This window comes from Nostoc sp. (assembly GCF_041747015.1).
Lineage (GTDB): Bacteria > Cyanobacteriota > Cyanobacteriia > Cyanobacteriales > Nostocaceae > Nostoc.
The window spans coordinates 1-12,948 of sequence record NZ_JBGTFY010000190.1; the positions used below are offsets into that span (position 1 = coordinate 1).

The 12,948-nt window shown below is 38.0% G+C and carries 10 protein-coding genes and 1 pseudogene; 6 read left to right on the forward strand and 5 right to left on the reverse strand.

Going from position 1 to position 12,948, the window contains the following annotated elements:
- A partial coding sequence (locus ACEW80_RS16280) for a sigma factor-like helix-turn-helix DNA-binding protein (protein WP_373527596.1) occupies window positions 1-183 on the forward strand: 183 nt, incomplete at its 5' end.
- Window positions 184-272: 89 nt separating this feature from the next.
- Window positions 273-521 carry a hypothetical protein gene (locus ACEW80_RS16285; protein ID WP_373527597.1) on the forward strand — a complete coding sequence of 83 codons (249 nt, stop codon included), beginning with the start codon at window positions 273-275 and terminating at the stop codon, window positions 519-521.
- A gap of 197 nt (window positions 522-718) precedes the next feature.
- Here ACEW80_RS16285 and ACEW80_RS16290 read toward each other — a convergent pair whose 3' ends face one another.
- Entirely contained in the window at window positions 719-1,171 is a 453-nt protein-coding gene (locus ACEW80_RS16290; RefSeq protein ID WP_373527598.1) for a zinc ribbon domain-containing protein, read from the reverse strand.
- A gap of 96 nt (window positions 1,172-1,267) precedes the next feature.
- Here ACEW80_RS16290 and ACEW80_RS16295 point away from each other — a divergent pair, with 96 nt between their 5' ends.
- Window positions 1,268-2,164, forward strand: a complete 897-nt coding sequence (locus tag ACEW80_RS16295) for a tyrosine-type recombinase/integrase (protein ID WP_373527599.1) — start codon at window positions 1,268-1,270, stop codon at window positions 2,162-2,164.
- 253 nt (window positions 2,165-2,417) lie between these two features.
- Here ACEW80_RS16295 and ACEW80_RS16300 read toward each other — a convergent pair whose 3' ends face one another.
- From ACEW80_RS16300 to ACEW80_RS16310, 3 genes are read right to left on the reverse strand one after another with little or no spacing between them, the layout of a single operon-like run.
- Window positions 2,418-3,347: a TniQ family protein gene (locus ACEW80_RS16300; RefSeq protein ID WP_373527600.1), complete on the reverse strand. Its 930-nt coding sequence runs from the start codon at window positions 3,345-3,347 to the stop codon at window positions 2,418-2,420.
- The gene (locus tag ACEW80_RS16305) at window positions 3,337-4,518 is read right to left on the reverse strand and encodes an AAA family ATPase (protein ID WP_373527601.1); all 1,182 of its coding nucleotides are present in this window, start codon (window positions 4,516-4,518) and stop codon (window positions 3,337-3,339) included. Before ACEW80_RS16305 ends, ACEW80_RS16300 begins: the two co-directional genes overlap by 11 nt.
- A gap of 3 nt (window positions 4,519-4,521) precedes the next feature.
- Complete coding sequence (locus ACEW80_RS16310) at window positions 4,522-7,242, reverse strand: TnsA endonuclease N-terminal domain-containing protein (protein ID WP_373527602.1); 2,721 nt, start codon at window positions 7,240-7,242, stop codon at window positions 4,522-4,524.
- Between the two features lie 160 nt (window positions 7,243-7,402).
- Here ACEW80_RS16310 and ACEW80_RS16315 point away from each other — a divergent pair, with 160 nt between their 5' ends.
- The 3 genes from ACEW80_RS16315 (at window position 7,403) to ACEW80_RS16325 (ending at window position 12,398) form a co-directional block, all read left to right on the forward strand.
- Window positions 7,403-7,576, forward strand: coding sequence for a hypothetical protein (locus ACEW80_RS16315; protein ID WP_373527603.1), 174 nt, complete (start codon window positions 7,403-7,405; stop codon window positions 7,574-7,576).
- Between the two features lie 770 nt (window positions 7,577-8,346).
- Window positions 8,347-11,556 carry a DEAD/DEAH box helicase gene (locus tag ACEW80_RS16320; protein ID WP_373527604.1) on the forward strand — a complete coding sequence of 1,070 codons (3,210 nt, stop codon included), beginning with the start codon at window positions 8,347-8,349 and terminating at the stop codon, window positions 11,554-11,556.
- A 5-nt stretch (window positions 11,557-11,561) separates the two neighbouring features.
- Window positions 11,562-12,398 carry an SWIM zinc finger family protein gene (locus ACEW80_RS16325; RefSeq protein WP_373527605.1) on the forward strand — a complete coding sequence of 279 codons (837 nt, stop codon included), beginning with the start codon at window positions 11,562-11,564 and terminating at the stop codon, window positions 12,396-12,398.
- Window positions 12,399-12,731: 333 nt separating this feature from the next.
- Here ACEW80_RS16325 and ACEW80_RS16330 read toward each other — a convergent pair.
- Window positions 12,732-12,948: pseudogene (locus ACEW80_RS16330) on the reverse strand (hypothetical protein); the annotation flags it as partial.

Genomic DNA, 12,948 nt, shown 5'->3' on the forward strand with positions numbered 1-12,948 from the left:
ACACCTATTCAACGTCAAGTGTTGACTTTAAGCTTTGGACTGGAGAACGATCAGCATTTGAATCTCGCTCAGATTGGCCAACAGCTAAACCTCAGCCGAGAGCGGATTCGTCAAATCCAGGTCAAAGCTATAAGTATTCTCCGCCATCATCAAAATGACATTCAAGAGTATTTATTTGATTAAGTAGAATTACTTTAGTTAGATGACGCACGGATCTTGCAGAACTAATATGAAAAACTATATTTTAGAAGTAAGACCACAATAGGTAATTAATGCCCAGCAAAACAATCGATGTCCCTTCGTACACCGTCAGAGCGCACAAGCGGGAAATTCACACGCGCGTTTTCAACTTCGTATGTAAGCAGTGCGAACAACCCACACAACGCGAGACTTTTGGCCCACGACCGCTCTACTGTGAGCAATGCCGCGCACCACAACCACCCAAAAAATCAGTAGTACCTCTTAAGAAAAGAAAGCCCAGAGCTATGAGCTACAAGAGTGACGAAGGCAAGGCGGGTTAAACAATTCGCAATTCGCAATTCGCAATAGAGCCTCTGGCACGCTACGCGAACGCAATTACGTTTTTAGGACTTACACATTGACAAGAAATACCAAATATGGGTCTGGTTGAAAGCCACATCTTTCGTAAGGGTTTAGCATTGCTAAACCCCTACAGGATGGTCTATTTACGATCATAAGTCCATTTTCTTGGGTCAAGTCACACAAAATCTTTCGTAGGCTTATAAGGAAAACCACAGTAGGGACAAAAACGAAACTTCAACGACGTAATCGGCTCGTTGCACTTAGCACATTTATTACGTAAAGCAGTACCACACAAGAAACAAAACTTAGATCGCGGAGACAACCAAATTTCTTCAGGCGTTGTTCCGGGAATCCAACAGTGGGGACAAAATTTGAGAACATCTGTTGCTCCTATTGACACACCACGGACAACGGCATCGAGGTATTCAGATGGAACCTGCAATGCGTGAGCTAGTCCACGCTGACTTTTACTATTGAGTTTAGTAGTCATGCCTCGTTCAATCTTACCCAAACTTTGAAGATGAATGCCCGCCTTCATAGCCAAATCATTTTGACTTAGTGAAAGGCTGGTGCGTATTCTTTTAACGTATTCTGCTAACGATTCTTGGGGTTGAGGAGTATTATCCATAGTTATAATATGTATTAAAGTATATGCTTAATTATTTTACATAAGTGCGTATTTAAGATGAAAGATACTGCTTTTACTCAGCAAAAGAGGTGAAACTTGACAACTACATTAGCACAAGTCGCTACAGCTTTTCTCTCACGTCACGGATTAGCTGCCAGTACACTTAAGTCTTACGAGCAAACACTACTATCTTTGCTGAAACTGCATGGCAGATTACCTATAGAGTTAGTAGACCGTCAACTCCTAAAAGACTACTTAGAAAGTTTAAATGATTTAACCTATACAACTCATAATCGTCATCAAGCGATAATCAGCGCCCTGTTTAATTTTGCTGTTGATGAAGGCTACATTAAATCCAACCCCGCAAGTCGTCTAGGTCAGCGTAAACCAGAGCGTGAGCGAGGAGAACACAAGAGTGACGAGATAATACGCTATCTCACGCCATCACAGTTAGATCTTTTGTATGATAACGTCAAAAAATCTAATGCTAGACTTGAGACGATAGTGCGCTTGCTGCATCGAAGTGGAGCCAGAATTGGAGAATTACTCTCGCTAGAGTTAACACACATAAATATGGAGCAACGCAAGTTTCAAGTTGTAGGTAAAGGTAACAAACAACGCTGGTGTTTTTATAGTAAAGATGCGGGAATTGCTTTACAAGACTATATAAAATATTATCGTCACTCCGCCTCCAAAGCATTATTCACCGCCCAGCACCCAACGACCAAAGTTATAACCCCAGTAAGTTATGAAGCTATTAGTGCAGACTGGCGAAAGGTCATTAACCAAAACCATCAACTGAAAGGCATTCGACTACATGACCTCCGCCATACATTTGCGACTGAACGGGTTGGACTGATGGCGATTGAGGAGCTACGGGCGTTGATGGGGCATGAAAATATTCAAACTACCTTACGCTATCAGAAAATAACTAGCTCACGAGCCGAATTAGTAGCTAAAACAGCTTTAGATAATTTAGCTACTAATATATAAATTGTTTTTTTATTATGTGTAGCGATCGCTTGCAAATGTAGTCATATTATAAATTACTTGAGAGTATAGTACATACTCTGCATCAAGGAACTCAGAGATCCCTGAAGTCAAACTCATAAATGTAATTAGGAGCATAACTTGGCAGGAAAGGACGCTATATGCTTCCAATCGCCTTCCGGACAAATTATGCTTCCAACAGGCGCGAATTTCCGAAATTAAAAAATAAATTCATTTTAAATATTTTTGCCCAGTTTTAGTATATTAAAGCAGTATTAAAAGCCGTTGGAGACAAAGCTTTCCAAAAATCTTGAACAGTACGTCCTGTATAAGTCATGGATTTATATATACGTTTTGGAGAAATTTGACGATTAGACAATTCAATATCTGCTAATTCTTTAAGTTGAAAGTAAGCAATAATTTGTTTATAAAATGCTTTTTTGGTATCATTATAAGCTTCAGGAGTGAAAGCAATTAATGAACTCCAAATTTTGATTAAGTCCACCTGTAATGCGGTTTCAAAAGCCGATAAACTAGATAGGGATAATTTTTCTTTATCTACTAACCATTGTCCACAATGATTACAATATCCCTGACGTGAAGTGGCAGTTATCATCGCTAATTGTTGATTACAGTGAGGGCATTGTGTAGCTAAAGGATAGTGATGATGTTCACACATTATAACTGGTTCAAAGCACCATAGTAATGGTTCATATATAGGTAGTTTATTCTGACGCCAATAGTCATAACATAAAGGGCACCAAGCTTTATAGTAACGGAATAAGTAAATATGATTAATTAATTCATGCCAGTGCATCATGGTCAAAAAAGTTAAATCTTCACGTAAAGTCAATAATTCTAAAGATTCAACTAACTTCGATGTGTACCACCCACTAAAATTTAATGACTTGATATGAGAATGATTTATAAAAGTTCTTCCAATGATTCCTTTATAATAAGTACATAAATCATCATGACCCCAAAAAATCGGATAAATTTTATGCTTAATTAATTTGTCCGGAGTCACACAATGATTTTCGGCTAAACGAATGAGATAACTAATTAAACTTTCACATTTAGGTGTCCCAACTCCAATTGGCTCTAAACAGTATAAAATGCTGCGTTTTGTTATATCCGGGGTGTGAAAATCATAACGTGTATATAAAGTTAATTTTTTAAACTGCATTTTCTGTTCCTACCGAGTCTCGTGTAGGTTTACGAATTCCAACTGATTTTTTGCGTTTTTTAGATTCAACATCTTGATATTTTGGTTCGGAGTCCTTTGTATAACTTTGTTTAGAGATAGGTGGACGACGTAAACCTAAATCTTGGTATAATTCTTCTATCTTTCCTTCGATTTGTGCGTATCTAGCTTCTCCTTCTTTAATATGTTTGAGAATATTTCGACATTGACCAACTGATAAAGCCCGTTTTTCTAAATGCTTAAGTGTAACGGTAGAAGAATTTTCATTTAGTGCTTCTCCAAGGGCATTTCTTGACCAATTTTTGAGGATGCCAACACATCCCAAACTGCGTGAATACAAATACTCCCAATGTGATAAAAAATCTGGTGGCTCATCCGTGGGTATTTGACGCTGAAAATTCCAAATTATACTTTGCCAAATTTCTCTATCTTCTATAAATTCTGCATTATACCGAGGTAGATGAACGTAAATACTACGCCGACTTAATTGGTCTCCAATATCATGAAGAGTTAGTAAATCATAAGTTCCAATTAATCCATGTAAAATTTGAGTAATATTTGCTAATGATTTAATCGCTTCAGGCACATCTGTTAGTTTTCGTCCACTAGCTACAGCTAATAAATGATGAGCTTCATCAATAAAGAAAATTTTAGGTCGTCGATGATTTAAAGCTTGCTCCAATGCCCATCCTAATTCGGTTTCCAAAATCGTTGGTTTAATAATTAATTCTCCATCAAGATTATGATAAACACCCGAAGTTCCGTAATTTATTTTATTTTTAATTAGCTCTGGCGGTTCTGCTAGAACATATAAACAACGCTTGAGGTGGTCTTTGAAATTAAATAAACCTCCGGAGAACAGCCGCGCCTCAATACTGGCGACTGGAATACAACCTCTGTCAACATCTAATAAAGATAACGATGACTCAATTATCCATTTTTCAATTAGTAAACGTAACTTTGTTTTACCTACTCCTGTCGGTCCAACAATAAAAATAATACGTGATTCTCCACAGCTAGTTATGATTGGCTTGAGAGTTTCAAAAGCTATATCTAAATAAGGATGCGCCATTGTATATGAATCATAGTCAGCCAGTTTCTCATGTAACGAGGCTGTAGGATAGTCAGATGTAAATTGTTGGTTATCTTTCATAAACTAGTACTTATTAAAGATTTGAAGTTTGTCAGGATTAATCAATTCATTCGCCTGGGTTATTGGATTATCATCTTGTTTGCTCTCAATATCAGATAATTTACTATCAATTGATTCACTGTAAGGATTAATATTTGGTAAGCCACCATTTATCACGCTCATTACTTCAAGTGTTTGTGAGTCTTTTAGGCGTTGTGCAAGTAGAGCTTCTTCTGCTTCAGTACTCGCCATAAATTCAGCTAAGTGTCTACAACGAACTTTATGAGAACTTGCATGATTCTGCATTTGTTTCTTCAACTCAGCAGTAGCTAACTGTATTTCTTTTTCGGAGCGTCCTCTAAATAAAGGATAGTATTCGCTAATACATTCGACCCAAATTCCTTGGACATAAGCATAGGCAATCCCAGCATTAAAAGGGTCGTATCTAACATTAACTAAAGTTCTTTCTACTTGTGGGTCCCGAAATGCGTTGTGCCAATAGTATTTATTATCTATCTTTATTCCTTTCCCAAGTTGGACTAAAGTTTTACCTTTTCTCGTCGTTGGTAAAGTAAGAATCCGAAAATTATCATCATCAAAAATTAGCCGATTCAAACGACAACCAAATTGTTTAATTCCTGTAGTAAAGACTTCATAAGGGCTTTGCCCTTGCAAGGCTGGATGCTCAGTTGTATCGTAAATCGAGTAAGCCCATTCTGTTAGATGCATATATAAAAGTCCTAAAGTCCAAACAGAGAGGTTTTTAGGATTTACAGATTTAGTCATCAATCTGACTTTTTTGGTAATTTGAGTATTACCTGCTAAGTTATACAAAAACTGAGTATTTGTTGTTCCAAATAGCCTCTCACAAACACTACCAAATCGAGGTTGTGCTGGCGGGCGCCTTTTCAAAGTACATTCAAACATTGCTAATAATGTTTCAAAGTAAGTGCTGTGAAACTCCTTACCATTATCAGTTACAATTATTTGAGGTAATCTGGAATGGCGTTGAACACAAATTCGTAATACCATCATGCACGAACGATAAGATGGAGGGTCATAACTTATATAAATTGCTAAAATTCGTCTTGTAAATGCATCTACTAATAAACTTAACCAAGGCTTTCCTAAAACTTTTCCTGTTTTCGAGCATCTGAGTTCGATGTCTAATTCAGTATGGTCAATGTGAGCGATGTGAAAGGGAAAATCACCATGTCGAGGTGTGGATAATTCTAGTTCCCAATAAAATTCTTCAAATTCATATGCTGCACGAGTACCTGAACGTTTTTCTACTTTGGAATATTTTGGACGTTTTTTTATCTCAGTTATAAAGGTTTTGTAACTAGGAATTTGGTCATCACTAATCCCGGATTTTAAGCAAGTATGAACAAATGAAGAATAAACCGCTTGTTTAGTTTTTTGCTTTTTATTTTCATATTCTTCGCTAATAAATTTTTCTAACAGTTCTATAATATGTTTAGGTAACTTTCTATTTCGATTACCTTTACGGTTATCTAACGTTATTAATCCTAGATAGCCATAACCGTAGTTCTGTTGTGCTTGTTGATAGTTATGGAGCCAACGTCTTAAAGACCGTTCTTTTGGCGTACCAGTTGTTACTGATTGTTCATCTAAATAAGGTTTTAATAGACTAAAACGACGATTTGCATTAATTAAATCATCTGTCGAAGCCTGTTTAAATATTTCTATTGCTTGTGCGTAAATTTGCGGTTGATTTTTGATTCGATTTATCTTGATTTTACCGGAGTTAATCAAATCTGAGAACTCAGCTATTTTAAACTCGATAGTCTCAAATTCTTTAGCACTAAGTAAAAGATAATCTTGACCAACTAAAATAATGTTTAAGCGAATACCATCATAAAATACTGATGTACCCGGCATCAAATCAATTATTGGGGACGCAATCATTTTATCTGAATTTTCCGTACAGATAATTGCATTAAAAGAATTTTCTATCACACGAGATTTAAAAACTCGACATTTGTCAGCTTCGACTAAGGTGTGTGTAGTTAAATTTACGTATATTTCTGATGCCGCTATTAAACTATAAATATTGTCTGCATTCACTCCTTTATAATCCAATAACTCAGCGATGGAAATTCCGGGGTGTGCTTCTACCAATGAAGTAATTATATTGTCGCGTTGTTGAAGTATTAACGACAAATCACTGTTATAGTAATCTTCTAAAAATTCTAGATTACGCTGTAATATCCAATTAATTCTCGCACTGGACCATAGTCGGAAGTCAAAACCAAACTGTTTGGCATATTCTGACCCCGGTGGCGATTGCCATTTATTATCTACACCGAGTTGGTAACGGTGAGGACTTTTTTGTGCTAATTTCTCTAATTCTGTTTCTGTTTTACACTCGACCCAGCCTGCACCATCCGAACTAATCACGAAAAAATCCGGAGTAATTATTACGCCTAAATTACGTCCAGATGCCGAAAGATATTGAATTTTAAAAGGAGGTGGTTGGTCGTAATACTCTAAAACATCGGATGCATGTTCTAACTGATAAATAAAAGTCAGCTCGACTTTATGAGATTCAAATTGAATCGTAGTGCCCATCTTACGGCTCGGATAACGCCCAGAAACGTTTTTATACCCACTTCCGACACTACGGGATGGCAAAGTATTGCGAATTCTTTCAATCTCCTGCCTTGCAGATGCGTTCAGGCTTTGGTTTATGCACCACCGATTAAATTCTTCTTGTGTCATCATGGTTACACCCCATTGTTACACATGACTTTGATAGGCGACTGTGCGCTTCTACTATCTTATATATATCCATACTGATGTAAATATGATGTAATTTATATAAAGTTAACCTTACTGATAAACTGGGAAAGCAGTTGATTCGTAGATACTGATAAAATTTCACGTGAGTAAAAGAATTAACGTTACTTTGCCCGATACTGTTTTAGAGGATTTGGAAATCTGGGCTGCATTTCAAGGACGCCCCACAGCTAATCTTGCAGCGTTTCTGATTGAAATGTCTATCAAACTCGCCAAAAACAACGGAGAATTTCCGAGTAAATCGTCAATCCGCACTTGATCAGAGCAGTAAAAATCACATAATATTTGCTCCTTTGCTGCTTGCCTTGCACGATAATCTCCTCTTAACCTTAGACCTTTATCAATTACTCGTTGAGGATTGTAAATTCCTATAAACAATACGTAAAATTTCTGACGGCGGAGAGTAAAATCTTGATATATGTCTCTTATATGCCAGTTAGTACTTTGTCTCAAAAGAAACTGGCATATCACTGAACTAAGAAAAAATATTAGTACTTGCGGAAGCTTTATGATTCCATTTTCGATATATGGACAAGTTATGCTTCCAATATGGGAAATTGTTAGGAAATTATCGACGCAACAATAACGGTTTCAAGCACTTGAATAACTTGCTTATGCTTCCAGACCCTGACAAGTTTTGGGTCTAGTTACAAGTCTGCATTTTTGCAAGCATATTCACAAAACTTTGCATATTCTCCCCCGTTCCTGTTGTGAATTCAAAATTCAATCAGGCGATCGCTCTTAAGGTGGGCGAGTATGCCAGCAGCCAAAAGTCTCGGACTCGTCTTTATTCATAATGGCGCAGATATGGTCTAGCGATCGCTGTAACACAGCTTATATAGAAAGGCTGACAGCATGACGGGATCTGACATAAGGAGCATAGTTTTATACTTGAACAAGTGATTTAACTGTACTCAATTGGTGTAGGAGATATCACAAGATAAATTCAGAACTGCTTGTGTAACACTATGTTTGCTAAAGTAATTCTAAGGCGCGTGAATTTCCGAACAATCCAGAGATATTACAACGATGAAAATACTTCATGGCACCTGGATACCAAACGAGGAAACTGACTTTATTCAGTCAGGGTCTTTTTATTTGTGGGTAGAAACTCAATTATCCCCAAAAAGTTACACGAATAGTCAACAAATTCATCCTGGACATTTGGGACAAGATGAATTAATCAGCTTTTTAGTACAGGAATTGGGAATTAAAGAACACAACACTCAATTAACCCAACGCATATCTCCCAAATACTTTGCCTTACCAACTACCAACAATCAGCCTCTACCTTCACCAGAATTAACCAAGTATTTAGAAATTGAGTTGACTGACAGCTATGAAGAATTCCAATATTGGCAGATAGATTGTTATGAAACAGTAGTATCTACCAAAACTGAAACAGCACTTAATATTATCAAACTACTTAAAGATATCCATTTTTTAGCAATATATAATGCTGAGAGTTTTCAAATTGGTTCAGATTTATTATTTTGGTATCATTACACTCAAAGTTTTAAACAAGTAATCCTCAAAGACCAATTTATTCCCGCACTGAAGTATCGACAGTTATCAACGGAAAATCCTAAGAAACAAGGCAAAAAAAAGACTGATAAAGCAGCATTTGAAATTTATCCCACCTGGGAAATTATTTCGTCACAATATGAAGCAAATATTCTTAAATATATTGAATATATGCCACTAATTTGTGTGGCAGGTGCAGCAAAAACTAGCGATCGCATTGAGTTTTATGATCGAGAAACACTATTGCGTCACTTTTCCGAATTTGTACTTCACGATTTAGTGACTCACACCCCATCAACAGGTGCTTTTGACAAACAGATTGCTGATTCTCTAATTGAATCTTGCTTTTCTCCTCGTCAGCATAACCCGCTAATAACAAATACTGCCCTCGAGGAATATCGGCAATGGTTGGTGTGGAAAACCAAAGTTACCCGCACTCAAGCTGATTCACCTTTTCATCTCTGCTTCCAGTTACACTCTCCTGATGACGAACAAATAGACAATTGGCAAATTCAATTTCTAGTAGCTAGTAAACAAGACCCCTCCCTGAAGTTGGCGTTAGCAGACTACTGGACAATGAATCAAATTACCAAAACTGGTGTCCAGAAAGAATTTGGAAAAGATTTTGAAACAAATTTGCTGTTGAATCTGGGGTATGCAGCCCGGATGTATCCAAAACTCTGGCTTGGATTGGAAACAGCGAGTCCAATCGCAATGCAACTTACCTTAGATGAAGCATTTGACTTCCTTCAAGAAAGTGCTTGGGTGTTAGAAGATTCAGGATTCAAAGTAATTGTACCTGCTTGGTATACTCCCACAGGTCGTCGTCGTGCCAAAATTCGTCTCAAAGCATCGGGTCGCAAGCTTGCTGCAACTAAAGGGGAAACAAAAAGCTATTTCGGCTTAGACTCACTGGTGGAATATCAGTATGAGTTAGCGATTGGGGAGCAAACTGTCACACCTCTTGAATGGGAACAACTGATTAATGCTAAAACTCCCCTGGTGCATTTTCGCGGTCAATGGATGGAATTAGACCGGGATAAAATGCAACAGTTACTCGAATTTTGGCAGTCCCACGGTGAGGAACAACCCCAGATGACCTTACTGGAGTTTCTGCAACGCAGTGCTGAAGTTGGGGAGGAATGGGAAATTGAACATGACGAAGCTTTGTCAGAGATTAAAGCAAAGCTGCAAGATAAAAGTCGTCTAGAACCAATTTCTGAACTTGATAATCTGCAAGGCACCCTCCGAGAATATCAAAAACGTGGTGTTTCCTGGCTACAATATCTGGATAATTTGGGGTTAAATGGCTGTTTGGCAGACGATATGGGTTTGGGTAAATCGGTGCAGGTGATTGCCCGATTAGTGCAAGAGAAGGAGTTGCATTCAGCTCTTAAAGTAGGGGAAGGAATTACTGACTTATCTCCCTTACCAACACTATTAATTGCCCCTACTTCTGTTGTCGGCAACTGGCAGAAGGAAATTGCGAAATTTGCACCTCATTTAAAAACTATCGTGCATCATGGCAGCACGAGGCTGCAAAATCTGGCTGATTTCAAAGCTGCTTGTCAACAAAACGATGTGATAATTAGCTCTTTTACTTTAGTTCGCAAAGATGAAAAACTATTGAGCAGCATCGAATGGCAACGTTTAGTACTGGATGAAGCACAAAATATTAAAAATCCGAAAGCTGCTCAAACTAAAGCTATTTTAAAACTAAGAGCTAAACACCGACTGGCATTAACAGGAACTCCTGTAGAAAACCGCTTACTGGATTTGTGGTCAATTTTTAACTTTCTCAATCCTGGTTACTTGGGTAAAGAAGCCCAGTTTCGGAAAATCTTCGAGATTCCGATTCAAAAAGATAATGACCGCGTGAAATCAGCTACCTTAAAAAAACTGGTAGAACCTCTAATTTTGCGAAGGTTAAAAACTGACCAATCTATTATTAATGACTTGCCAGATAAAGTTGAACAAAAACTATATACCAACCTCACCCAAGAGCAAGCATCGCTTTATGAAGTGGTAGTCAAAGATGTCGAAAAACAATTGCAATCAGCAGAAGGAATTCAACGGAAAGGATTGATTCTTTCAACCCTGATGAAATTGAAGCAGATTTGTAATCATCCAGCCCAATTTCTGCAAGATGGTAGCGAATTTTCACCACTGCGTTCGCACAAACTCAGTCGGTTAGCAGAGATGGTTGAGGAGGCTGTTGATAAAGGTGAAAGTTTACTGATTTTTAGTCAATTTACGGAAGTTGGTGAAAAGATTGAAAAACATCTCAAACATAGTCTGCATTGCAATACTTACTATTTGCATGGTGGCATCAGTCGCCCACGTCGGGAACAAATGATTACCGAATTTCAAGACCCAAATACAGAACCATCGGTTTTTATCCTTTCCTTGAAAGCAGGGGGCGTAGGTATTACCCTCACGAAAGCTAATCATGTCTTTCACTTTGACCGTTGGTGGAACCCCGCAGTTGAAGACCAAGCAACTGACCGCGCTTTCCGTATTGGTCAGAAAAAGAATGTCTTTGTACATAAATTTGTTGCTATTGGGACTCTAGAAGAGAGAATTGACCAAATGATTGAAGATAAGAAGAAACTTTCTAATACTGTTGTTGGTAGTGATGAATCTTGGCTCACAGAATTAGATAATGAAGCCTTTAAGCAACTGATTTCATTGAATAAGAGTGCAATTTTGGAGTAGATATTATGGCTAAATTTAGTCGAACTTGGTGGGGCGATCGCTTTATTCAAGCACTAGAAGCTTTTACAGATGATAACCGACTCAAAAGAGGACGTTCTTATGCTACTGGTGGGAAAGTTAAAAGCTTTGAGATTGACTTAAATAAAATTACCGCCAAAGTCAGAGGCTCAGTTAATCCCTATTTTGGAGTCTACAAAGAACCAACTTATAATATAGAGATTCAGATTACAACTATTGCTAAAACACGTTGGAATGAAGCTATCCAAAAGCTTTCTTCTAAAGCCAGCATCATTTCTCGATTGCTGCTAAATGAAGTCCCGGAAAATATTGAAGATACTTTCTCTCATTTGGGACTACATTTATTGCCCCATAGTAGTAAGGATTTCAAAACTAAATGCTCTTGCCCAGATTATGCTAATCCCTGTAAGCACATTGCTGGAGTTTACTATTTAGTGGCTTCTCAATTAGATAATAATCCCTGGCTGTTATTTGAACTGCGGGGATTATCGAAAGCAGAACTTCAAGCCAAATTAGCTGATTCTCCTTTGGGAAAAGCTCTCTCTGAGGAACTGAATACTAAGGAAATTCCTTTAGAACTTTCTAATTCGCTGTACACCAAGCTAGAAAAGCAATCTCTTAGCAAAATCCCAAATGCCAGGGAATTTTGGTTAGGTACAAAGCGATTACCACAAACTATTGAAGTGGCGACTCCAGCTAGTGTCTGTGCAATTTTGATTAAAAAACAAGGAGATTTTCCTGATTTTTGGCACAATGATGCTTCCTTTATTGAAACAATGGAACAACTGTATCAGCGAGTCAAAACCAAAAATCATCAATTCTGATTTCAGCACTTTTTCTACTTTCTTTAACAAACTTTGGGGGTAAAAGTAGCATAGCTTCTATCAAGCAGCGCGTGAAAGTGTCGGGGTCTAAATCCCCGTCACTTTCACGTAATTGCGAATTGCGTTAGCGTTCGCGTAGCGTCTCGTAGAGAAGCGGTAGCGAGTCTTCTCCCTTGGCGCTAGCCTCTCCCTTTGGGAGAAGGGGAGACGCTTTAGCGCAACGAGCGTCATTGCGAATTGCGAATTGTTTTAACTGCTCTACTTTACATAGTCTCTGGCAAACATTCGGTATACCTATTGCATAAGTTTGAAAAAATATTTGGATGCTCCCGACTAACTTACCGGATGATACAACCCCGTATTTTCGTTAAATTCCCACCCCATACCCGATCTATCTTTGCCCTTGCACCAGGCGACAAAAAGCGGTGAGTGCAGCTTCAGAAGCTGTTCACGTACCGTTTCTACACTAACACCAAGTCTCTTGGCTAAACCTTCTTCTGTTAGCGGTTGCATTCGCGGACTTTGCGCTTGATAGGATGAATTGTTGTAC

What these genes read in the sequence shown, in the direction of transcription:
- ACEW80_RS16285 (WP_373527597.1), top strand. Translation starts at nt 273, where the DNA reads ATGCCCAGCAAAACAATCGATGTCCCTTCGTACACCGTCAGAGCGCAC.
- ACEW80_RS16290 (WP_373527598.1), bottom strand. Translation starts at nt 1,171, where the DNA reads ATGGATAATACTCCTCAACCCCAAGAATCGTTAGCAGAATACGTTAAA.
- ACEW80_RS16300 (WP_373527600.1), bottom strand. Translation starts at nt 3,347, where the DNA reads ATGCAGTTTAAAAAATTAACTTTATATACACGTTATGATTTTCACACC.
- ACEW80_RS16305 (WP_373527601.1), bottom strand. Translation starts at nt 4,518, where the DNA reads ATGAAAGATAACCAACAATTTACATCTGACTATCCTACAGCCTCGTTA.
- ACEW80_RS16310 (WP_373527602.1), bottom strand. Translation starts at nt 7,242, where the DNA reads ATGATGACACAAGAAGAATTTAATCGGTGGTGCATAAACCAAAGCCTG.
- ACEW80_RS16320 (WP_373527604.1), top strand. Translation starts at nt 8,347, where the DNA reads ATGAAAATACTTCATGGCACCTGGATACCAAACGAGGAAACTGACTTT.
- ACEW80_RS16325 (WP_373527605.1), top strand. Translation starts at nt 11,562, where the DNA reads ATGGCTAAATTTAGTCGAACTTGGTGGGGCGATCGCTTTATTCAAGCA.